The organism is Enterococcus quebecensis (assembly GCF_001730365.1).
In the GTDB taxonomy this organism is placed as follows: domain Bacteria; phylum Bacillota; class Bacilli; order Lactobacillales; family Enterococcaceae; genus Enterococcus_L; species Enterococcus_L quebecensis.
Genome location: NZ_MIKB01000014.1, coordinates 98,899 through 120,936, shown reverse-complemented (window position 1 = coordinate 120,936; position 22,038 = coordinate 98,899). Strand labels below are relative to the sequence as shown.

At 35.1% G+C, this 22,038-nt stretch carries 19 protein-coding genes; 12 read left to right on the top strand and 7 right to left on the bottom strand.

The annotated features are described in order from the left end of the window. Window positions 1-53 precede the first annotated feature (53 nt). The 4 genes from BCR23_RS08610 to BCR23_RS08595 all read right to left on the bottom strand — a co-directional run bounded on the left by BCR23_RS08610 (window position 54) and on the right by BCR23_RS08595 (window position 6,611). Entirely contained in the window at window positions 54-980 is a 927-nt protein-coding gene (locus BCR23_RS08610) for a class C sortase (protein ID WP_069635084.1), read from the bottom strand. A 98-nt stretch (window positions 981-1,078) separates the two neighbouring features. After that, complete coding sequence (locus tag BCR23_RS08605; RefSeq protein ID WP_167352162.1) at window positions 1,079-2,842, bottom strand: SpaH/EbpB family LPXTG-anchored major pilin; 1,764 nt, start codon at window positions 2,840-2,842, stop codon at window positions 1,079-1,081. Between the two features lie 413 nt (window positions 2,843-3,255). After that, the gene (pgmB, locus tag BCR23_RS08600; RefSeq protein WP_069635082.1) at window positions 3,256-3,897 is read right to left on the bottom strand and encodes a beta-phosphoglucomutase; all 642 of its coding nucleotides are present in this window, start codon (window positions 3,895-3,897) and stop codon (window positions 3,256-3,258) included. After that, window positions 3,894-6,611 carry a glycoside hydrolase family 65 protein gene (locus BCR23_RS08595; protein WP_069635081.1) on the bottom strand — a complete coding sequence of 906 codons (2,718 nt, stop codon included), beginning with the start codon at window positions 6,609-6,611 and terminating at the stop codon, window positions 3,894-3,896. Before BCR23_RS08595 ends, pgmB begins: the two co-directional genes overlap by 4 nt. Before the next feature lie 206 nt (window positions 6,612-6,817). On the opposite strand from BCR23_RS08595, the gene treR reads away from it, so the two are divergent. Genes treR through BCR23_RS08580 form a run of 3 tightly spaced genes read left to right on the top strand, consistent with a single transcriptional unit; the run spans window position 6,818 to window position 8,804 of the window. Next, on the top strand, window positions 6,818-7,531 hold the full coding sequence (gene treR / locus BCR23_RS08590; protein ID WP_069635080.1) for a trehalose operon repressor: 714 nt from the start codon (window positions 6,818-6,820) through the stop codon (window positions 7,529-7,531). Window positions 7,532-7,567: 36 nt separating this feature from the next. Further along, a complete protein-coding gene (locus BCR23_RS08585; RefSeq protein ID WP_069635079.1) occupies window positions 7,568-8,353 on the top strand; it encodes a sulfite exporter TauE/SafE family protein in 786 nt (261 codons plus the stop codon). A gap of 22 nt (window positions 8,354-8,375) precedes the next feature. After that, window positions 8,376-8,804, top strand: coding sequence for a GNAT family N-acetyltransferase (locus BCR23_RS08580; RefSeq protein ID WP_069635078.1), 429 nt, complete (start codon window positions 8,376-8,378; stop codon window positions 8,802-8,804). A 45-nt stretch (window positions 8,805-8,849) separates the two neighbouring features. Here BCR23_RS08580 and mscL read toward each other — a convergent pair whose 3' ends face one another. Next, window positions 8,850-9,299, bottom strand: coding sequence for a large conductance mechanosensitive channel protein MscL (gene mscL, locus BCR23_RS08575; RefSeq protein ID WP_069635077.1), 450 nt, complete (start codon window positions 9,297-9,299; stop codon window positions 8,850-8,852). A 205-nt stretch (window positions 9,300-9,504) separates the two neighbouring features. Here mscL and yfmF point away from each other — a divergent pair, with 205 nt between their 5' ends. The 5 genes from yfmF to BCR23_RS08550 all read left to right on the top strand — a co-directional run bounded on the left by yfmF (window position 9,505) and on the right by BCR23_RS08550 (window position 15,091). Continuing rightward, entirely contained in the window at window positions 9,505-10,773 is a 1,269-nt protein-coding gene (yfmF, locus tag BCR23_RS08570; protein WP_069635076.1) for an EF-P 5-aminopentanol modification-associated protein YfmF, read from the top strand. Beyond that, window positions 10,766-12,058: an EF-P 5-aminopentanol modification-associated protein YfmH gene (gene yfmH / locus BCR23_RS08565; protein WP_069635075.1), complete on the top strand. Its 1,293-nt coding sequence runs from the start codon at window positions 10,766-10,768 to the stop codon at window positions 12,056-12,058. Before yfmF ends, yfmH begins: the two co-directional genes overlap by 8 nt. 358 nt (window positions 12,059-12,416) lie before the next feature. Then, window positions 12,417-13,349: a helix-turn-helix domain-containing protein gene (locus BCR23_RS08560; protein WP_240482540.1), complete on the top strand. Its 933-nt coding sequence runs from the start codon at window positions 12,417-12,419 to the stop codon at window positions 13,347-13,349. A gap of 217 nt (window positions 13,350-13,566) precedes the next feature. After that, a complete protein-coding gene (gene pgsA / locus BCR23_RS08555; RefSeq protein WP_069635073.1) occupies window positions 13,567-14,145 on the top strand; it encodes a CDP-diacylglycerol--glycerol-3-phosphate 3-phosphatidyltransferase in 579 nt (192 codons plus the stop codon). A 286-nt stretch (window positions 14,146-14,431) separates the two neighbouring features. Then, the gene (locus tag BCR23_RS08550) at window positions 14,432-15,091 is read left to right on the top strand and encodes a hypothetical protein (RefSeq protein ID WP_069635072.1); all 660 of its coding nucleotides are present in this window, start codon (window positions 14,432-14,434) and stop codon (window positions 15,089-15,091) included. A 186-nt stretch (window positions 15,092-15,277) separates the two neighbouring features. Here BCR23_RS08550 and BCR23_RS08545 read toward each other — a convergent pair whose 3' ends face one another. Continuing rightward, window positions 15,278-16,696: a DUF1958 domain-containing protein gene (locus BCR23_RS08545; RefSeq protein ID WP_069635071.1), complete on the bottom strand. Its 1,419-nt coding sequence runs from the start codon at window positions 16,694-16,696 to the stop codon at window positions 15,278-15,280. Between the two features lie 267 nt (window positions 16,697-16,963). Between BCR23_RS08545 and BCR23_RS08540 the strand changes: the two genes are divergently transcribed. The 4 genes from BCR23_RS08540 (at window position 16,964) to BCR23_RS08525 (ending at window position 20,131) form a co-directional block, all read left to right on the top strand. Further along, window positions 16,964-18,676: a patatin-like phospholipase family protein gene (locus BCR23_RS08540; RefSeq protein ID WP_069635070.1), complete on the top strand. Its 1,713-nt coding sequence runs from the start codon at window positions 16,964-16,966 to the stop codon at window positions 18,674-18,676. Beyond that, the gene (locus tag BCR23_RS08535; RefSeq protein ID WP_069635069.1) at window positions 18,654-18,872 is read left to right on the top strand and encodes a YdbC family protein; all 219 of its coding nucleotides are present in this window, start codon (window positions 18,654-18,656) and stop codon (window positions 18,870-18,872) included. The genes BCR23_RS08540 and BCR23_RS08535 overlap by 23 nt, the downstream gene beginning before the upstream one ends. Window positions 18,873-18,888: 16 nt before the next feature. Beyond that, window positions 18,889-19,773 (top strand): YicC/YloC family endoribonuclease, encoded by an 885-nt coding sequence (locus tag BCR23_RS08530; RefSeq protein ID WP_069635068.1) that lies wholly within the window; start codon window positions 18,889-18,891, stop codon window positions 19,771-19,773. Between the two features lie 70 nt (window positions 19,774-19,843). After that, window positions 19,844-20,131: a hypothetical protein gene (locus BCR23_RS08525; RefSeq protein ID WP_069635067.1), complete on the top strand. Its 288-nt coding sequence runs from the start codon at window positions 19,844-19,846 to the stop codon at window positions 20,129-20,131. Window positions 20,132-20,189: 58 nt separating this feature from the next. Here the strand turns inward: BCR23_RS08525 and BCR23_RS08520 are convergent, their stop codons facing one another. Further along, on the bottom strand, window positions 20,190-21,638 hold the full coding sequence (locus BCR23_RS08520; RefSeq protein ID WP_069635066.1) for a DUF1958 domain-containing protein: 1,449 nt from the start codon (window positions 21,636-21,638) through the stop codon (window positions 20,190-20,192). Window positions 21,639-22,038: the final 400 nt, after the last annotated feature.

Below are 22,038 nucleotides of genomic sequence, written 5' to 3'. Positions count from 1 at the left end.
TTATGTTTCCGCAAGACATGTAGGAAACGTAAGTGAGTGGTTTTTTGAGTGACTCATTCTTCTTTTTTGCGTATTTTCTTCTTCTTCCGTTTTAATCGTTGTTCTTCTCGGTATTTTTGTTCTTTATTCATTTTGTGTACGTAACGCCAGAATAATAAAATAAGTAGGATGATGATGATTAGGAGAACGGTATTTAAGTAACAGCACCAGTTTGGCATTTTTTTCTCCTTTTCTTTCTTTTCCAGTGGAATTCGTTCACCTCTGACAAGGAGGCGATGAGTATTTACCATATAAGGTGTACAAGTAAGCAGTGTAATATAGTCTTTTTCAGGAACCACCCTCAAATCAGTGATATCTTCGGGTAAAACAGTTTTGATTTGATTGATTCTATACTCGTGGGTTTCACCTATAATATCAATGAAAAAAGTATCTCCTTTTTTTAATTCAGGAAGATCCGAAAAAAGCTTTGAACTGGGCAGTCCACGATGACCAGTAAGTACGCTGTGGGTACTTTTCCCACCGATAGGTAATGAGGTTCCTTCCAGTACACCGATTCCTTTTTGTAACTGTAAATCAGATGCACCGCTGTATAGAGGAAGCTTAGCATCTATTTCTGGAATCGTGATATATCCTAGTACTTCACCTAATTTATTTTCCAATGCATCAATGACTTTGTGTTTTTTTTCTTTTTCTTTCGGTTCTTTGTTATCAAAGGGATCTGCTCCCACCAGTTCGCCACCAGTCACCATATCTTTATTGTAGTTGATCATGTCAGTGACTAGCTTCATTTTTTCATCACGAGATTTTTTATTTACTTCTTTTTGATAGGTATCAATAACTCTAGTATGATAAAAGTTGGCATATAAATTACTTAAGATTGGGTAAGAAAATATAAGAAAACCAGCAAGGAAAATGATACCCATAATTATATTGATACCTGTATTCTTCTTCCTTTTTTTTTGCACTTGGTTTTTCTTCATTTTCTCCCCCACCTTCAAGATATCCATTATTTGTAATTATAGACAGAAAAGCATGAGAAATGAATTCTCACGCTTTCTTTCTATCCAAGTGAAATCAATTATGCATGACTATATTTTTTTCTGTAAATTAGGAATGCTAATCCCATTAGAATTAGACCTAGAACAAAAAATAGGATAGTCCCGATTGACCCAGTAATGGGAATCGTCGGTGCATTTGTATTCACAATCACTAACTGAGCCTCGTCAGAATAACTCTTCTTGTCAATAGTGAATTTTTTGTCTTCTGTTAATAAGTTGTATCCACTTGGTGCTTTTGTTTCTTCTAGTAAGTATGAGCCATATCCTAAGCCGTACGCTTCAAACTTACCATCTTGGTCAGAAGTAAGAACGGTAGCATCTTTCTTTTCTTTTGTCCAAGTGATGGTTTTGTCATTATTTCTTTGCAGATAAAGTGGACCTTTGTAACCGTCATGTCCTTTGCCATTTACATTTTTATAAATAACAAACTCTGCATTGGCTAGCGGTTTTTGAGAAGAATTAACTTTTAAGAACTTACGGCCACCCGTTTCAACCGATGGAGCTGTTGGGTGAGTAGATGTAGCATCCACATAACCGTTATTTACAGTCAATATTGAATTATTAGAAATAGGTGTACCTGGCACAGCTGTATGATTGATAACCGTGTCAAATGTAATAATTAGCTGTTTTCCATTAGCTAATTGATCTGTTGCACCTGGGAACAGTTCATCAATAAAGATAATTGTGATCACACCGTTTGACTCAGTTACTTTGTAGTGTGAAGGATTTACTACAACACCGTCAAGAGTAATAGTTATATTCCCAATGTAACTTAAATGAGATTCTAAAGTATTGGTAATAACGTATTTAGTATAGTCCGTGATATTTTTTGGTACATCTGTTGTGACTTTCCAAGTAACGGTTTGACCAATATCAGTGCTTTCGTCAGTCAATCGCTCTCCTGATAAGGTTGGTTTTAGATAGTTGAGCAAATTGGTTGAAACAACTTTAGTCTCATCTAATGTACCACTTTCATCGTAGGCGTGGTTTTCAGGCTTGATTGAGAAGTCGATTTTTCTACCGTTTAATAAGAAATTATCTGGTGCATTTGTTTCAACAAAATAATAATCCCCTACTACCAAGTTTCCAATAATATCTGTGTATCCATCCCCATGAGATACTAAGTTAGCTTGGACCAAATTGTCAGGTTGACCAGTAAGTCCCTTTTTATAAAGAGAAAATGTCGCGCCGATCAATGGTTGATTATCTTCCGTTAATTTTTGCGTCTTCGCAGCACCTAAAGTTACTGCATTTTTGGTATAGATATGAACTTGATCATTCCAAGCAGATCCATCTGAGTTCATTGTAGGAAGTGAAACAACGACAGGTGCAGCAATTTTTGTTGCTCCTAATTCAGACGTTAACTCTACAACCAAATATTTATCTGCTGGTAATGTTTTTGTTTCAAAAATACCGGCAGCATCTGTTTTACCCGTAGTTTGGGTAATACTTGGATTGTTTTTCACTGAATTGTAATAAGCAATTGCTTCAGCTTGGCTCGGGCTAGCGCTTAATTTACTCTTTTTTAAGGAAACAACTGCAAATTCAACATCGGGAGAAGGCGCTGCTCCAGAAGGAAGTTCACTTAACTGGGCTCCATCTCCCATAATCGATGGTAAATCTTGTACCCCAGTAAACTTCAACTTGTGAATAAATAATTTTCCTTCTTTAGGTTTTTCCGTAACCGCTTCAGCAGGGCTACTTAGCAAAGAAAAACCGAGAGGCACCATCAAAACAAAAATCATAAGCAACGACCACAAACTCCTTAAACGTCTCTTTAACATTTGTAACATTCTCCTTTCTGTTCGTTCATAATATGAATTTTTTGAAATTCATATTATTACTTTATCATTTATATTTGTTTTTTGAAAATAAAAAGTAATATATTTTTATTTTAGGGTTAAAAAGCTTATTTTTATTGAAGTTTAATAAAAACTAAATGAAATATAGAAGTTATCAGGAGTAGGAAATTTATTTTAACGAATAGAACCAAATTATGTAAGAAGTATAGAAATAAGAAAAAAGTGATTAAGACAAAACTTAAAGGGTTTTGTCTTAATCACAAAAAATCCGAATACATAGTTTAAAAAGCTAGGTACTGTAACTTGTCTAGACTACATCAATCTTTCCGCTAGACTATGCAAATGTAAGTAAATAAATTGAAAATTATATAGAGTTGTGTTTAGTTATTCCAACTTTAAAACTGATCTACATTTAGTTCAGTCATTGATGCAACTTGTAAATCAGCACCCTGTAATGTTTCGGTAGAAGATATTCCTACAGCATACATGCCAGCTGCTTTAATTCCGTCGATGCCAGCTTGTGCATCTTCAAAACCTACTGCATCTTTTGGCTCAACGTTGATACTTTCAGCTGCTTTTATGAAAATTTCTGGATCTGGTTTCCCTTTTTTTAGAGTTTCCGGATCAACGATATGTCCAAAGTAAGCAAGAACACCTAATTTTTCTAAAATCATAGGTGCATTTTTCGATGCGGAAGCAATTGAACATGGAATATTACGTTCTTTTGCTTGAACTAGAAAGTCGTGAACACCTGGCAGTAGGTCTTTTTCAGAAAGGTCAGCTAGAAGTGTCACATATTCATCATTTTTCTTTTGAGCTAAGGATTTTTTTTCTGCTAATGTAAAATCATTTTCCCGTTTTCCATAAGCTAAAATTTTATCCAGAGAATCCATGCGGCTAATTCCTTTTAAGGTCTCGTTGAATGTTTCGTCAATTAAGATACCTAGGCTTTTCGCTAAATTTTTCCAGGCGATGTAATGGAACTTAGCAGTATCTGTAATAACACCATCTAAATCAAATACAAATCCTTTTTTCATGAGTACGCTCCTCTAATCGTTGTTATTTTATTTGCAGTCAACTGATAAGGCTGTTTTTTGATGATCACGGTTGTTTCTTGAGAAGGGCAAATTTGAACATAATTTTTTGAGACAGTTAATTCGTAATGGATCCCTTTGTGATCAACAGTAAATGTCATGTCCTTCCAATTGTTCGGTAAATTTGGTTGAATTATCAGGTGATTCTTTTTGATGTCAATTCCGGCGTAGGTAGTCAAGGTAACGTAAATCGTTGCAGCCATTACACCAGTGTGGATTCCCTCAGCAGTCGTTCCTCCTTGAATATCTCGATAGTCAGAATATAAAGCTTCTTGATATAGTGTCCAAGATAAATCATGAAAAGCTACTTCTTCAGCCAATTGAGCATGAACGATTCTTGAAAGTGTGGAACCGTGTGAAGTTCTGTTGAGATAATATAAAAGATTTTTTTCTAAATAATCTGAAGGTAGCTCATAACCAAGCTCCTCTAAAATTTCATCAATTTTTTCTTTATTTAAATTATAAAACAGCATCAAGGTATCTGCTTGTTTGGACACTTTATAATCATCAGGCGACTGACCTTCCGCTTTTAAAATACGATCCATTCTGTAAATGTTACCGTATTTTTTTCTCGCTTGTTCCCAATCGATTTCTTTTAAGTCAAAATAGCCTTCATATTGGGCGATGATTCCTTCTTCATTTGTTTCGATCGCTAAACGTTTACGAATGTCTTTCATTGTTTTTAGATTTTCTTGGGTGATTCCTGTTTTATTAAATAATTCTACTTGTTCTTGCGTATTTAATAGTGAAAGGATCTGTTCTATTTCTTCAAATAGCCAAACCACCATTAAGTTGGTGTAGGCGTTGTTTTTTAAACCACTTTGTGTACTGTTGGGATAGCCTTCATGGAATTCATCAGGACCCATGACTTTATCGATGTAATAACGATTCGTTGTTTCGTCAAAAGTTGCAGCACTACGCCAAAAATTGGCGATTTCTAACAGCATTTCAGCACCGTAGTTTTTGATGAATTCTTCATCGTTAGAGTTATTCCAGTACATCCAGATATTGTAAGCTATTGCTAAGGACACATGGCGCTGAAGGATACTGTGATCTTCACCCCATTCGCCATTTAAAGGATTCAGGTGAAGTTTTTGCGTATCCTCGCTACCGTCTAGGCCAGATTGCCAAGGATACATTGCACCTTCATAGTTACTTTCCCGTGCATTCTCTTTTGCTTTACCTAAACGATTATATCGGTACATTAATAACTGTTTTGCTGTTTCTGGGAAATGAAGAATGTAAAAAGGCAAGATAAAGATTTCATCCCAAAAAATGTGTCCGCGATAAGCTTCACCATGTAGTCCACGAGCAGTTACAGAAACATCTAATGCGTTGTTATTAAATGGAGAAGCTGAAACAAGTAAATGATAGGTGTGAATACGTAGTAATTTCTGTGACATTAGATCACCAGTTAGTCGGATATCTGATTTTTTCCATAGCGCTTCCCAAGCAGTTTTACTTTCAGTAAATTCTTTCTCAAAAGAAGTAGCCAGAGGTGTAGGCGTTTCCCAGTTAGCCTTAGCAATAGAGGCTTTAACTTGTACATGCTTTTCCATCGTATAGGTGTTATTTTGTTCCCCATAAAAAGAGAGGGTTTGTTGGATGCTTTTTTCACTAATGAAATTATTTACAGCATCATTCTCAAAAAAATCTCCTGTTATGTTGGCTGTCTGTCGCACATTTATCTTTGATTGATTGGTTTGAACTTGGATTGTTGACTGGTTATTTTCTGCATGCAACTGAGTGACATGGAAATGTTTGGCTGTTAAATTACGGTATCTTTCGACATTGAAATTATAGACAGAACCATCTGTTACAGTCTTTATTGTGATATTTTTAGAAAAATTAACCGGTTCGATTGAGTATTTGAGACTGTAGTTATTCATCTTAGCCATGTTCACTAGTTTATGGGTAGTTATCTTTAATTGGTGTTGATGTTTATCCTCAATAATCATATGTGAGGTAAATAAACCTGTTTTTAAATCTAGGTTTCTGTGCAAGTAGTGTAAAGTGGCGTTTTCTAGCGATAGCCATTCGTCGGTTCCTTCAACTTGAATACTAATATATTGATTATTCGGTGTATTGACGAAGTCTTCATTTTCTACAATTTGACCAGCAATTTCTGATTTTTCTTCATTGTAGAGTCCTGCGATGTAAGTGGCAGGATAATGATCTTTTGACAGAGTCATTTCAGGCAGCGTACCTCGTAAACCCATAAAGCCATTGCCAATCGTTAATAATGACTCGACAGAATATTCTTCTTTTCCTGGTGTGTAGCCAAAATAATCCAAATTCCAAGTTAATTGTTCTTCTTTTTCCTTAAATGCTGTTATTAAATCTACGGATGATTCTAGCTCAGAATTTGTAATGATTGGAAGATTCAACCCTTCTGAAAAGTACTTGATTAAGCTATCTATACTAACGTTTAATGATGTTACTAGAGCATTTTTAGTATAAAAATTAGTTGGTATTTTGTTAAAAATGGCTCCTTTTGCCGTTGGAAATAGTTTTTTGATCTGTTCAGTTAAAGAATCGGCAGTTTTTGGGAAATCAAAATCAGAGAATGGCAAATCGTGTTCGGAAAGTATTTTTTTTCCTTCTTTTTCTTGAATATGTAATGTATTTTGGGTAAGTGTAAATAGTAGAAAATTCATTATCAGGTCTCCTAACTTAGATTTATTTAACTTGTATAGACATGTTCGTGTTTTCGTTTTCATTATAGTATGGATTGCTTGTAAATACAAGTGTAATCGTAGAAAAGGAATGTGGGTGATAGATGTTTTACTTGAGGAGAACGCTATTTTTTTAAAGGAGAGTGTGCTATCATTTTCTTTGAGTATCATAGGGTGGAGGGGTTGACATGAATAAATTTCATGATATATTTTTAGAACTTGAAAAATCAATTTTAGAAGGGGAATATCAGCCAGGAACGTTGCTGCCAAGCGAAAATCAATTGGTTGAACAATATTCAGTTTCAAGGGAAACAATTCGTAAAGCTTTAAATTTACTGATCAACGCAGGATATATTCAAAAGAAACAAGGCAAAGGATCAATTGTCTTAAATGTCAGAAAATTTGATTTACCGATTTCAGGTGTGATCAGTTATAAAGAGTTACAAGAAGCACAACAAATACATAGTTTGACGAAAGTAGTCGAGCTAGAGGAAGAAAAAGTCAGTGAGACATTAGCGCGATTGACTGGTTGGAAAAAAGATGCTGCGGTGTGGCGTTTAGTTCGTCAAAGAGAAATCAATGGAGAAGTAGTTATTGTAGATATTGATTATTTATTAAAAGAAATCATACAGGAGTTGCCAGTAGAGCGAGCAGCAGATTCTATCTATGATTATTTTGAAAATGATCTAGGATTAGCTATCAGCTATGCTCAAAAAGAAATTACAGTTGAAGCCGTGACAGAAGAAGATCAACGTCTGATGACCATTCAAGAAGATACACATGTGGTAGTTGTACGCAGTGTAGTATGTTTGGAAGATACTCGTTGTTTTGAATATACAGAATCTAGACATCGATTGGACAAATTCAAGTTTGTTGACTTTGCTAGACGAAGAAAAGCGTAAGAAAAAGAGTGGTTATTTCAAGGAGATGAAAAAATTATGTATATCGGTGTAGTCTATTTCATTGTTATTATCTTAGCCAATACAGTTGGAGCAATTTCTGGTATGGGCGGCGGAGTAATCATAAAACCTGTATTGGATACACTGCATTTTCATTCTCTGGCGGCTATTTCGTTTTATTCTAGCGTGGCTGTTTTTACGATGTCCATTGTTTCTACTTTAAGGCAGATGAAGAATGGATTGAAACTAAAAATTCCGATTGCTGTATTTGTATCCTTAGGTTCAGTGATAGGCGGGATTTTTGGGAATATAATTTTTGAGCTATTGCTGCAGCTCTTCTCTGAGGAAAAATATGTTCAGCTCATTCAAATTATTTTAACTATCGTAACTCTCTTATTTGCTTTTTTCTATACAAAAATTGGAAATGAGCGTTCATTTGATTTGTCCCACCCAATTTGGTACGTGACCGTTGGTTTGTTTTTAGGATTTATTTCCACGTTACTGGGGATTGGTGGTGGACCAATCAATGTCGCTTTGTTAATGTTGTGTTTTGGTATTCACATCAAGGAAGCTACAGTCTATTCGATCATTACGATTTTTTTCTCACAGGCAGCGAAATTATTTACGATTGCTAATATAACTGGCTTTGATCGGTTTGATTTATCGATTTTATTTTATGTAATTCCAGCGGCGATTGTTGGCGGTTTTATGGGGGCATTAATTAGTGGTAAAATTTCCTCCGAACGAGTGGTACAAGTTTATCAGCTTGTGATTCTTCTAGTGTTATTACTTAATTTATGGAATGGTCTGCGGTTATTTATATGAATCGTTGAGAGGAATGAATAAAATGGAGTATTATGTAAAGAAATTTTCGGAATTGACGACCAAAGAATTTTTTGAAATCGTTAAACTTAGGATTGCTGTATTTGTAGTGGAGCAAAATTGTCCATATCAAGAAGTTGATGATAGCGATGAAAAAGCTTGGCATACTTGGCTTAAAGAAGAGGCTGATATTGTCGGTTATACTCGGATTATTGATAAAGGAGCAACAGTTTCTTTTGGCAGAGTCATAATAAATCCAAGTTATCGTGGGAAGAAATTAGGCAATAAACTTCTAGAAGAAACACTAAAAGTAATCGAGGGAAAATATCCAAATCGACCAATCATTATTGGCGCTCAAGCACACCTTACCGATTTTTACGGATCTTTTGGTTTTAAAGAGAGTTCTGATATGTATTTAGAAGATGGTATTCCTCATATTCAGATGAGAAAATAAAAAAGTTGGCAAGCACATATAACATGTGTCTGCCAACTTTTTTATTTATTTTTCGATAGAATCTTTTGTTGTAACAGATGTTTTTTCAGCATTTTGCGCCGCTAATAAATCACGGATTTGCTCTAGATAATCATCAGTTGTAAGAAGTGCTTCTTCGATTGTTTCTACTTCTTCATCTTTTGGAGTCTTCTTCATCTTATTAACAGCTTTGACGATTAAGAATAAAACAAAGGCGGTAATTAAAAATGTAATAATAGCACTGATCACATCACCAATGTTAAATGCCACACCTTTTACTGTGAAAACTAAGGCGCCTAATGCGTCGTTTGCACTTTTTTCACCAGTAGTTAAGACAAATACAAGACTTACCAAAGGTGTAATCAAGCCATTAACGATCTGTGTAACAATCGCAGTAAAAGCAGAACCGATAACGACCCCAACAGCCAAATCCAGTACACTTCCACGCATAATAAATTCTTTAAATTCTTTAATCATAAGTTTACCCATCCTTTCTCAGATTTCAGTATACATAAAAAATTAAAAAAAATGAAATGAAAGACTCTTACATAAAGGAAAGACTGCTGAGCTGTGCTATAATTAAATAGATGCAGAAAATCTTAAAAAAACATTTAAAAACAGCCAGATGATTGTATTTCAGACTGGGCTTTATTATGATAAAAAACAAAGAGGAGCTGACAAGATGCCGATTGAATTAGCACGAGGAGTCAACTTACATGTTGTTCCAACAGAAAAATATAAAACGGTGCGTATTTTGGTTCGTTTTAATACGCGTTTGAATAGAGAAACGATAACGAAGCGGACACTTTTATCTAGTTTATTGGAAACGAATAGTTTGAATTACCCAGATCAAGTAAAGCTCAGTGAAAAATTAGCAGAATTATATGGTGCCAGTTTTGGAATTAATGTGAATAAAAAAGGCAATTTACATTTGCTGAATCTTTCATTGAATTTAGTTAATGATAAGTATTTGGAAAGCGGTCATGTCTTGGCTGAGGCTGTAGATTTTGTAAAAGAAATTTTATTCTTTCCAAACATCATTGATGGGAAATTTGAAGAGGAAACGTTCCAACGTGAAAAAGAAAATCTGAATGCCTATTACGAAAGCATCTCAGAAGATAAGCAAGTCTATTCTTCGTTGGCTTTACAAAGTCTATATTTTGGACGCTCTGAAGACCAAAGAATTCCAAGTTTTGGGACTATTGCAGACTTAGAAAAGGAAACGACCGAAAGCGTTGCTTCCTATCATCAACAAATGATTCGAGAAGATCAAATAGATATTTTTGTTCTTGGTGATGTGGATGAAGCAATTGTGACCTCACTATTTAGCAAATTGCCATTTGAAGATCGAGCATCAGGAATCGCTGATATTTTTTACACACAACCGTCTAGAAATGTAATTGAAGAACGTTCTGAACAAGAAAAATTAGCACAGTCGAAATTGAATCTGGGCTACCATACGGATGTTTACTACGGGGACGAAAACTATTTTGCGTTGCAAATTTTCAACGGTGTATTTGGTGGATTTCCTCATTCTAAATTATTTATGAATGTCCGTGAAAAAGAGAACTTAGCTTATTATGCATCTAGCAGTATTGATACATTCCGTGGATTATTAAGTGTTCAAACTGGAATTGATGGCAAGAATCGGAATAAAGTACTGCATTTGATTTCAGCCCAATTAGAAAATATCCGTCAAGGCAAGGTGACGGACTTAGAAATCCAACAAACCAAAGCAATGTTGAAAAATCAATACTTGCTGTCTTTAGACAATGCAGGGGCTGTTTTGGAAAATGAGTATTTGAATGATTTAATTCCTCACCTTCGCTTAAAAGATGACGAGTGGATTCGTCGAATGGAAGCTGTCACATTAGCTGATGTTCAACGAGTTGCTAAATTGATCCAATTGCAAGCCATTTTCTTTTTGGAAGGAGAAAAAGTCGATGAATAAAAAAGAATACCCACAAATCAACGAAGTTCTCTATACAGAAGTCCTAGAAAATGGATTAACGGTTTATTTGTTGCCGAAAAAAGAGTATAACAAAACATACGGATTGTTTACGACAAATTATGGTTCAATCGATAACGAGTTTGTTCCAATTGGTGAAAAAGACTTTGTGAAAGTACCAGATGGAATTGCTCATTTTCTGGAACATAAAATGTTTGAGAAAGAAGATGGAGATATTTTCCAACAGTTTGGGCAACAAGGTGCTTCTGCCAATGCCTTTACAAGCTTTACAAAAACCAGTTACCTATTTTCAACAACAGATCATGTAGAGAAAAATCTTGAAACATTGTTAGACTTTGTTCAAGATCCTTACTTCACAAAAGAAACCGTGGACAAAGAAAAAGGAATTATCGGACAAGAAATCCAAATGTATTTAGACGATTCTAATTGGCGATTATTTTTTGGAACACTAGGGAATCTTTACCCGAAACATCCATTGCACATTGATATTGCGGGGACTGTGGAGAGTATAGCAGAAATTACTGCAGAAGATTTATATACGTGTTACAACACATTCTATCACCCAAGTAATATGACATTGTTTGTTGTTGGAAAGATGGAGCCAGAAGAAATGATGGATTTTATCCGCAACAATCAATCTGCCAAAAAATTTGCTAAAGCAGAACCAATTAAACGCCATTTTCCCAAAGAAACAGCTTCAGATATCATTAAGGAAAGTTCTCTTTCCATGGCAATCAGCCGTTCAAAGGTTATTGTTGGCTTAAAAGGGTTAGATGAAGTGCCGACAGATGGTAAAGAATTGCTTAAATACAAACTGACAGCCAATCTGTTGTTGCAATTGCTATTTGGCAATACATCACAAAACTATTTGAGTTTATACAATGAAGGTCTACTTGACGACAGTTTTGGTTATGAATTCAGCTTGGATCGGAGCTTTCACTTTGCCGATTTCGGTGGAGATAGTGACCATCCTGAACAATTAGCAGAGCGTATCGAGGAGATTCTTCTAACGGTTGATCAGAGCTTGGAGATAACAGAAGAAAACTTATCACTCTTGAAGAAAAAAATGATTGGTAAATACTTCCAATCTTTAAATTCACTGGAATATATCGCGAATCAGTTTTCACAATCCCTTTATGGGGAAACGACTTTATTTGATACGCCAGAAGTAATTGAAAGTGTTCAATTAGCTGACGTGAAAGACTTGGCAAAAACATTTATCAATAAAGAAGGATTAAGTCGCTTTTATATGTACCCAAAAAAATAATTTTTTGAAGCGGCTAAGTTAGTATGTGAGAGTAAGTGTTTGAAGAGATTGCTGTTTCCGTTTCAGTAATCATTGAGAAGGCTTGCTCCAGATACTATTGCTAAAATCAAAAAAAGTCCGATATTTAGTCAAAAACTTTCGCAAATAGTACCCTCAGCAGTATTTTTTTATGGTATCCTTAGATAAGTTAGATAAAAAAATTATCTGAGGTTTCAATTGATTTATTTCAAGAAAATGGAGTATTGTTACTTAACATTTTTACATAAAGTGGTAGTATGTATGATCGGAATTGTCGCCTGATATAATCGGGTAAAATTGATAAAATAGAGAGACTGGAGAAGATGGACGAGTGGCCAGCGTGAATATAGGAAAAAAATTAAGAGATGCACGACTGCAGCAGAATATGTCATTAGACGAACTGCAGCAAATTACTAAAACACAAAAACGTTATTTGATAGCAATTGAAGAAAATGATTTTGATTCTATGCCAGGAACCTTTTATGTACGTGCATTTATTCGACAATACGCAAGTGCAGTAGGGTTAGACGGCAATGAATTAGTAGAAATTTATGATGGAATAGATGAACCAGAAGACATAGAAACAGCTATTCAATATGAAACGCTAGATGAATCACGGACGCAAATGTATGACGAAGACAGTCAAACTAAACGCTTTATGAGTAGTTTACCTGCGATTGTTTTTTCTTTAATTGGGTTAGCGATTGCTGTCGTTGTTTTTTATATTACGTGGCAAGATCGTCAGTCAAGTCCGATGATTCAACCACCTGCATCAGAAATAATCAGAGAGTCTTCTTCTGAATCAAGTTCTGAATCAAGCCAAGCACCTGTTTCAAGTAGTACAGAGTCTTCGACTAGCTCCACATCGGAGCCTAAAGCTCCAACAGAAGTTAAATTTGAAAATGAATCTGGTGTGACTGTGAACATGAGTGCAATCAATGTAGCAAATCCAGCCAAATTTGAATTTAGTGCTGTAACAGGTCCGTGTTGGGTTGGTATTTATATCGCAACAGCGGCTAATAATGACAATGGCTATTTCTTCCAAGAAACTATTCAGCCAGGTCAACCAAAGTCTGTTGAGATTCCAGCAGGAACAACACAAGTAGTCATTAGTTTAGGTGCGTCAGAATATATGGAATTCAAATTAGACGGTCAAAAAGCGGAATTCAATCCGAACAATACTGGAATTGGGCCAAGAAATATCAATATGACTTTAGCGTACGCACAACAGTCGCAAACGGGGCAATCGCAACAGTCACAACAACCGCAATAATAGAAAAATAACCAGTTTTATTTGCTCACAGATGAGAGATGAGCGAGAAAAATTTGCGATGGACGACAAGTCATGGCAAGCTTTTTTCTCGCTCATTTATTACGAGCATGATTAAATAGACTTGAATACTTCTTCAAAAATAAAAATAATGTCATTTTTCGTGACACCGTCTGTGAGATAACGTAAAATGAGTAGGAAAAGAGAGGGGTAACAGGCATTGAACTTACCAAATAAATTAACAGTAATTAGAATATTTATGATTCCGATTTTTATCGCTGTTGTCAGCATTCCCATGGATTGGGGTACGATTACATTTGCGGGAACATCCTTAGCAGTCACTCAATTGGTTGGGGCCGTTATTTTTGCGGTGGCAAGTATTACCGATTGGTTAGATGGAAAAATCGCTCGAGCGAGAGGGTTAGTGACAAACTTCGGTAAATTTGCTGATCCATTAGCAGATAAAATGTTAGTAATGACGGCTTTTATCGTTTTGGTTGGGCAACAAAAAGCACCTACTTGGGTAGTGGCAATTATTGTTTGTAGAGAATTAGCAGTCACGGGATTACGTTTACTACTGGTGGAAGGCGGCGAAGTGATGGCTGCTGCTTGGCCTGGTAAAGTGAAAACTGCGACACAGATGGTTGCTATTATATTGTTGTTTATCAATAATATTCCATTTACAGCAATTGGTTTTCCTTTAGATCAAATCATGTTGTATGTTTGCTTGTTGTTTACTATTTATTCTGGTGTGGATTACTTTGTGAAAAATGCAAATGTTTTTAAAGGCTCTATGTAGCCAGTATTTAAATAATGAATAGTAAAAATCTAACTTTCTTACTCTATTTTGAGTAAAAAAGTTAGATTTTTTTATTATTTACAAATTATATCCGAAAATTATAGTTCTGTAATCGTTGATAAATCAGCCTTTTTCATTTTTTTCCAAATATATATAAATATTTGATACTACTGTTTATAAGATAATAGTTTACTTTTTTTAAAACAGTGGGTATAATCTGTGTATCGGAACTATTATTTTATGAATAGTAGCATTCGAACAAAAAAATAAATTGGAGGAATTTATAATGAACAAATTTGTAAAAGGTGCAGTAGTTGCTGGTTTAGCATTATCTATCGGAGGGACAGGATTTTTAGCAACGGCGACTCAAGCGCATGCTAATTCAGCTCAACTTGTAGATAATACTGCAAAAATCAACGCATTGATCCAAGAAAAACAAGAATTGATCAATAAGAAAAAATTCAGCAAAGACTGGCAAGAACAAAAAGCATTAGGAATCCGCATTGGTGAAATCGAACGTGAAATTCAAGCATTGAAAAACGGTTCAACAAGCGGTTCTACTGGAAGTACAACAACACCATCTAAACCAGTAGAAGACAATGCATCAAAAATCAACGCATTGATCCAAGAAAAACAAGAGTTGATCAATAAGAAAAAATTCAGCAAAGACTGGCAAGAACAAAAAGCATTGGGAATCCGCATCGGTGAAATCGAACGTGAAATTCAAGCATTGAAAAACGGTTCAACAAGTGGTTCAACTGGAAACACAACAACACCATCTAAACCAGTAGAAGACAATGCATCAAAAATCAATGCATTAATTCAAGAAAAAAAAGAATTAATCAATAAGAAAAAAGTATCTCGTGATAAAAATGAACAAAAAGCATTAGGTAAACAAATTGATCAAATTGAAAAAGAAATCAAAAAGTTACAAAAAAATAAATAAATCGTTAAAATACTAATTTCCAACTTTCTTACCCAAGTTTGTGTGAATATTTTTTAAAAGTATATCATTTGTCAAGTCATAGTGATAAAGATAAAAAAATGGTGAAGACTCTCTCCAGAACCATTTTTATATAAATACGCAAAAATGCAGCTCCTATATTAGGCAGCTGCATTTTTTAGTATTCAACTAAATCCAAGGACCAACTATTATTGTATAGATACTCAAACCAATTCCTACAAGAGTAAGAACAGTACCTAAAGTGAAGAAAAGCCTAATTTTTTTTGAAGGTGCTTTTTTTAATAGTTTGGATAATGCTATGAATAGTAACCCAAAGATAATTATTAAGCCATTAACAAAGAAAGTAGATAATTTATTCTTTTTCTTCCCAGTTTTTAAAAGAGCTGATTGTTGCAAGGCTTTTAATTTTTTAGCATATTTAAAGTTGACGCTTGGTGCTGCAATGGTCGAAGAAACTTGAGGTAGACCATTATCAACTGTTAATTTATCCGCAGATAATGCAAAGGTTGGTTCAAGATTTTTTTGAACAACGTCATAGAAATCTTGATCTAGAGTGATTTTTTCTTCATTTACAGTATTGTCACCTTTAGACAGTACTTTTTTGTATTCATAAGACGCAAATGAGTAATCGAAAATTGCATTACCAAAGGCATGACGTTGAAGTTCGCCTTCTTGATCTTCCCAGTCTCCTACACCTAAAATGATTTCGATCAAACGAGTATTTCCACGATTTGCAGTAGCGGCGTAATTAAAACCACCAGTTGGGCTAGAACCTGTTTTAAGTCCATCTGCACCTTCGTAGCCATAGGCTAGTCCTGGTAAAGAATAGTTGTGATTTTCTAAAACTTCTGCATAAGGTGTGTTTTCCATAATGGTGATTTGTGTTGGACTAGTATAGGTTACTGTATCTGGATAATCTTTCAGTAAATGATAAGCTAAAATAGCTAAATCTCGAGCAGTAGATATGTTATCTGCACTTTGATTAATTCCTTCAGGCTTGTAGTAACCATTGAATGAGCCTGTTTCAGCACCACTGGCATTGTAAAAGGTTGAGTTGGTCATACCGAGTTCTTTCGCTTTATCGTTCATCATATGGACGAATTTTGCTTCGTCATGAGCTGTTACTGCATTTCCCAACATCACAGTTGCGACGTTGGATGATTGAACTAGTGTAGCGTAAAGTAAATCTTTTATAGGGTATTCTACGCCAGAAACGATGTTGTTGTTACTTAATTCATAGATTTGAGAAATTGCTTGATCGCTGTCAGTGGCTTTAACCAGTGTATTTAAAGTGATCTTATCTTGTTTTATTGCATCAAAAACAAGATAAGCAGACATCAATTTTGCAATACTGGCTGGATTCCATTTTAAATCAGGATTGTCTTCCCAAAGAACTTGGCCGGTTTGTGCTTCAATAACGATCGATGATCTGGGTTTATACAATTCATTCGTTTGATAGCCTGCGTTTTGTGTAATGGTCAGAATATCCTCTTTGGCATAGGCTTTTGAGGTTGCGAACAAACCTGAAAAGTAGCCTATAATTACTATCAGTGCACAGATCCTCAATAAAATATTTTTTTTCTTCATATAAACATCCTTTGTGTTTAGTCTTTCTTTTCTATACAGATTAGCTAGATCTGATTAAGTGAGTCAATAGATTCAAGCTCAGGTTGATAAATCTAAAATTCCATCTTCTATTAAACTATCGTTTTTTGGTAAAGTCAATGTTAAACCAAAAGCACAATATACCTATTTTACGTGAAAAGGAAACAAAATTGTATATTTTTTGAATATTTTAATAAAAAGTAATTTTTGTCTAATTTTGATATACTTTAACAGATGGGGGTGTTAGTCATGAGAATTGAACGAATGGTTGCTTCTGAATGGGCAATTTTTTCTAAAATAATTTCTGAAAGTGTTCAGTTATTGCCTTTTTATGATACACATACTTTAGCGAGACGAGTATTTAGAGAAAGAACGCAGGAGAATACAGGAAGGACGTATGTCATTTATAAAGGGAAGAATCCCTATTTGTTTGTAGCGGTTGAATCAGAGCAAGTGACGAATATATTGATTCGAGAAACGGATAAAATAAGATGGACAGATGTCTTTTTAGCTGTGGATAAACTACTTAAACAAAGTGTTCAGCAAACGAGTGTTTTCATTTTTCCACAATCACTTACTCTCCATTTGCAAGAGGTATTTGTAAAACATGGATATACATTGAAGGAAAATAAATTAGCGAGTAAAGAGTTAGTGTATCATACTGGTTTAGTTTTGGGTGGCGGAGGTGCAAGAGGTGCTTATCAGATCGGTGTTTGGCAAGCGTTGAAAGAATTAGGCATCCCAATTAAAATTATTACTGGTACATCTGTGGGTGCGTTGAATGGTGCGTTAATTTTGCAAGATGATTTTGAGGCAGCCAAAAATATGTGGGAAAAAATAGATACGCAAAAAATCCTTTCTTTTTCATCATCATCATCTAATGATACCTTAAGTGGAATGATGAGTCAGATTGGTTCATTTACATTGAATGCGATTCAATCAAACGGAGTTTCCACGCAACCGTTGCAAAAGTTGATTGGTGATACCTTTTCACAAGAAAAAATGGCACAAGTGACTACAGACTTTTATTTAGTAACCACTGAATTACCAAATATGCAGGAAAAGAATATTCATTTCAACAAGTGTCAAAATAAACAGTGGCAGAGTTGGTTGTTGGCTTCGGCTTCTTTCTTTCCAGCAATGGCTGCAACCAAAATTGCAGATCATTATTATGTAGATGGTGGTTATCGTAATAATATTCCAGTCGATATTGCAATACGTAACGGAGCAACAGAATGTATCATTGTAGATGTGAAAGGCCCTGGGATCACGAAACCGATAAAAATACCGCCAGCTGTACACTGTGTAACTTTGCAGACACCGTGGTCAATGGGAGCGGTTCTATTATTTGATGGCACCCGTTCTGCTCAAAATATACAATTAGGATATCTAGAAACGATGAAAGTGCTAGGTAATAAATACGTTGGGTATTGGTACACCTTGGATGAAACATTAGAGCAGCTAGAACAGTTTCAACAAGCATTTTTTTCCTTTGTCAACGAAGCCTATCAAATAAAATTATGGACTTCTGCTGAACAACAAAATAAAATATGTAAAAAAATGCGTAAAGTTTATAAAGACAGGGTGTATACTGAGAATATTGGGTTGGTTTTAGTAGAGTTATTAGCGAAAAGTCAGGAAATTCCTGCATCTAATGTATATAGGCTTCAAGAATTGGTGGGACGTTTACAGCTAAAAGAGCAAACAAAAACCGAGGTAGAAAACACGATTGGAATGATTTCTGTCCAAGAGTGGTTGAGAAAATATTACGAAGATTACTTTTTACTTTCTGACAAACAACAGGTATCATTAATGACTGATCTGTTGAATGCAGATGCAAAAGAAAAAACGCAACGTATGGCTTTTTTACTAGATAAATTACCAGTACAAACGTTGCAAATTTTAATGACAGAATTTATACAACAAGGAGTGATAAATCATGGCACAAGAATTTTCATATGAAATCGTAGAAGAAATCGCAGTTTTATCAGAGAACACACAAGGCTGGCGTAAAGAATTTAATTTAGTTAGTTGGAATGGGCGCCCGCCAAAATTTGATTTAAGAGACTGGTCTGCTGATCATGAAAAGATGGGCAAAGGAATCACACTGACAAACGAAGAATTTGCGATTTTATCTAAAGCAATAAAATCCATGTAGAGAGGACACCCTGTCGATGAAAAGTATGACTGGTTTCGGAAAAGAAACATTTTTAAATGATATGTATCAAATTGATGTAGAAATCAAAAGTGTCAATCAACGATTTTTGGATATTCAATTGCGAATGCCAAAAGAGGTTAATCCACATGAAATGGCCATTCGTCAATTGATGAAAGAGACATTACAACGTGGTCGTATTGAAGCCTATATTAATATTAAACAAACGGGCAGCGGAAACAAAGAAGTGCTTGTGCACTGGGATATGATTCATCAGCTTTTAGGAGAAGTACAACAAGAATTGGCAGCCAATTATCCACAAGCTCAATTTGATCCTGTGCAAAATATCAATCAACTTCTAAATAATTCAGACTATGTTGAAGTCACAGAAAAACAAGAAGTCGATGATACGTTTGGTACGTTGGTTTTAGAGACTGTAAAAAAAGCAGTTGAACGAATTGATGCTAGTCGTTTGCAAGAAGGCCAAAAAATCCAACAAGTTTTGACTACTTATGGTTGTGATTTTAATAATTTAGTGAACGAGTTAACAGGATTTGTCGCTATTTATGAGAAAGATTACCGAGAAAAGTTTGAGACTAGGCTAAATGAGTGGTTAGGCGCTCAGGTTGATGAGACTCGTTTGTTGACGGAATTGGCCATTCTACTTGAAAAAGGAGATATCCATGAAGAGCTGGATCGTTTGGCTATTCATGTGGATAAGTTACAGGAATTATTGCTGCAATCAGAACCTGTCGGTAGAGAGTTAGATTTTTTGATGCAGGAAATGAATCGTGAAGTGAATACGGTTGGTTCTAAATCAAGTTCTATTGAAATTAAAAACATTGTTGTCCAGATGAAAACGATTCTTGAAAAAATTCGTGAGCAAATTCAAAATGTTGAATAATAGAAAATAGTTTGTGGTTCTATCGATTAAAGTTATAATTAAAAGGGTGAAGGCGAAGAGGTGAATAAGTATGTCAAACTATTACGATGTAACATTCCATGAATTAAGTGGGAAATCAGTGGTAAAAAGAGAAGTTATCTCTGATAAAGAGCCATTTGATGCATGGCAAGATGCATGTGTATCATTTACAGATGAAGTCTTAAATATTCGTGTAAACGAAGAAGCTTTTGTATCGTTGAATCGTCGTTTTATTGTACGAATTGATACGCAAGAAGTTGATGGACCTGTGGATAAACAAATCAAACGCCATGATGAAATTATGGGTGTTGTGAATACCTTGTCTAACATGGGTTTTTAGCTGAATCAAAATAAAAAAGGTGAGGGAAATGAACATTCGTTTTCCTCACCTTTACTGTTTATAAAAAGATCAATGTGCCAACTGCTGAAAGAAGTAAAAGTATTCCCGATGTGAGTAACAGACGAGAGGTCAAGGTCGGTGTTTTTCGGCTACGGCGACTAACGTCACTATTACGTTTTTTAAATGCTTTTGAAAAGAGAAGAAATAGTAAACCTAAGCCGGCTAGAATACTACTCAACACATAATTACGTGCAGATTTTTTTGCTACTTCGGTGTGGAGGGGCTGCTTTTTTTTCACCTCAGAAGAGGGAAGCTTTTCAGCTTTTTTTTCAGATTCCTGATAATTAACACTTTGGGCAGAAATCTTTGGTGAAACTTGACCTAATTCACTATTCAAAGTCAGTTGCCCATTTTCTAAGGAAAAACTAGGTTCAGAATTCTTTTTAACAAAGCCATAAAAATCTTTATCTAAGTGGATCTCCTTTTGATCAATAGTATTTAATCCTTTAGAAAGTAGTTTTTTATATTCATAAGTAGAGAAGGCATGATCTAAGATAGCATTACCAGCAAGATGCCGTTCATATTCTCCTTCTTGGTCAGACCAATCACCTACGCCTAAGACGACTTCAATTAGGCGTGTTTCCCCTTTTTTAGCTGTAGCAATGTAATTGAAGCCACCAGTGGGACTTGATCCTGTTTTCAAGCCATCTACCCCTTCATAACCATACTTTGCACCAGGTAATGAGTAATTATAGGTTTCAAAGGTTTCCTCATAAGGCGTATCTGCCATAGTAGTGACAACTGGTTTATTAGTAAACTGCAGAACATCAGGGTATTTTTTTAGTAGGTTATAGGTCAAAATAGCCAAGTCTCTGGCAGTTGATTTGTTGTCTCCTTCTGGATCGATACCTTCTGGCTGATAAAGTCCACCAAAGGCACTGATTTGCGCACCGCTAGAGTTATAGTAAGTGCTGTTTGTCATTCCTAGTTCGGCGGCTTTTTCATTCATCTTATGGATAAAACCAGCTTCATCATTGTCCGAAACTAGGTTTGCCAACATCACCGTTGCGACATTTGAGGAAGGGACGGCAACCATAGAGAATAAATCACGAACAGGATAATCCACACCTAGAGAAATTTTATTATTGCTTAGTGCATAGATTTGAGAAATACTAACATCTTTTTCAGTTGCTTTGACGGTTGTATCTAGATTGAATTTTCCTTGCTCCATTGCTTCAAAGGCTAAATACATGGTCATAACTTTACCAATACTTGCAGGGTTCCAAGATAAATCAGGTTGCTCTTCCCATAAAATTTGTCCTGAGTCAGCATCGATAACGATTGAAGCTTTTGGACGATAACCTTCTTTGATCGGATAGCCAGATTTTTTTGAAAATTCCATGAGATCATCTTCGGCATAACTTATTTGCACGAAGTTTCCGAGTGAAATACAGGCAGCAAGTAAAAAAGTAGTTATGGTTTTCCAAAATAGTTTGTGTGTGAACATAGATTTAAATCCCTTCGTTTTTTATACATGGATTAGTTTGAATGAGTGAAACTCATACAAGTAAAATGTGTAATAATATCATTTTACTTGAAAACCAGGTCTGCTGTATACTTTTTTACAAATATTTTTGTTAAACAAGAGGCTATTTTGATAGGAGTATAGTGAATTTTCGGTATATAAAATAATTTTCCGAATATTCGAATAAAAAAGTCTGTTGTTTTTTCGAAAATAATAATAATAAAGTCTTGAAAATTACTAAAAAAAAGTGCATTATAGAACTAATACTCTATTACTATCTAGCTTCACGGGTTGGCAATTCGGAAAAAAGATGGAAATGGGATGAGGTAAACAGCTCCTCAGTCAATTTCCCCTATTTTTCAATCAGAGCTAACAAGTTCGT

Bases quoted from the DNA above. Each gene is read 5' to 3' on its own strand.
- BCR23_RS08535 (WP_069635069.1), top strand. From the start codon at position 18,654: ATGGCACAAGAATTTTCATATGAAATCGTAGAAGAAATCGCAGTTTTA.
- mscL (WP_069635077.1), bottom strand. From the start codon at position 9,299: ATGATTAAAGAATTTAAAGAATTTATTATGCGTGGAAGTGTACTGGAT.
- BCR23_RS08520 (WP_069635066.1), bottom strand. From the start codon at position 21,638: ATGTTCACACACAAACTATTTTGGAAAACCATAACTACTTTTTTACTT.
- BCR23_RS08595 (WP_069635081.1), bottom strand. From the start codon at position 6,611: ATGAATTTTCTACTATTTACACTTACCCAAAATACATTACATATTCAA.
- BCR23_RS08525 (WP_069635067.1), top strand. From the start codon at position 19,844: ATGTCAAACTATTACGATGTAACATTCCATGAATTAAGTGGGAAATCA.
- treR (WP_069635080.1), top strand. From the start codon at position 6,818: ATGAATAAATTTCATGATATATTTTTAGAACTTGAAAAATCAATTTTA.
- BCR23_RS08580 (WP_069635078.1), top strand. From the start codon at position 8,376: ATGGAGTATTATGTAAAGAAATTTTCGGAATTGACGACCAAAGAATTT.
- BCR23_RS08530 (WP_069635068.1), top strand. From the start codon at position 18,889: ATGAAAAGTATGACTGGTTTCGGAAAAGAAACATTTTTAAATGATATG.
- pgmB (WP_069635082.1), bottom strand. From the start codon at position 3,897: ATGAAAAAAGGATTTGTATTTGATTTAGATGGTGTTATTACAGATACT.
- BCR23_RS08545 (WP_069635071.1), bottom strand. From the start codon at position 16,696: ATGAAGAAAAAAAATATTTTATTGAGGATCTGTGCACTGATAGTAATT.
- BCR23_RS08550 (WP_069635072.1), top strand. From the start codon at position 14,432: ATGAACAAATTTGTAAAAGGTGCAGTAGTTGCTGGTTTAGCATTATCT.
- BCR23_RS08540 (WP_069635070.1), top strand. From the start codon at position 16,964: ATGAGAATTGAACGAATGGTTGCTTCTGAATGGGCAATTTTTTCTAAA.
- BCR23_RS08585 (WP_069635079.1), top strand. From the start codon at position 7,568: ATGTATATCGGTGTAGTCTATTTCATTGTTATTATCTTAGCCAATACA.
- yfmF (WP_069635076.1), top strand. From the start codon at position 9,505: ATGCCGATTGAATTAGCACGAGGAGTCAACTTACATGTTGTTCCAACA.
- BCR23_RS08605 (WP_167352162.1), bottom strand. From the start codon at position 2,842: ATGTTAAAGAGACGTTTAAGGAGTTTGTGGTCGTTGCTTATGATTTTT.
- BCR23_RS08610 (WP_069635084.1), bottom strand. From the start codon at position 980: ATGAAGAAAAACCAAGTGCAAAAAAAAAGGAAGAAGAATACAGGTATC.
- yfmH (WP_069635075.1), top strand. From the start codon at position 10,766: ATGAATAAAAAAGAATACCCACAAATCAACGAAGTTCTCTATACAGAA.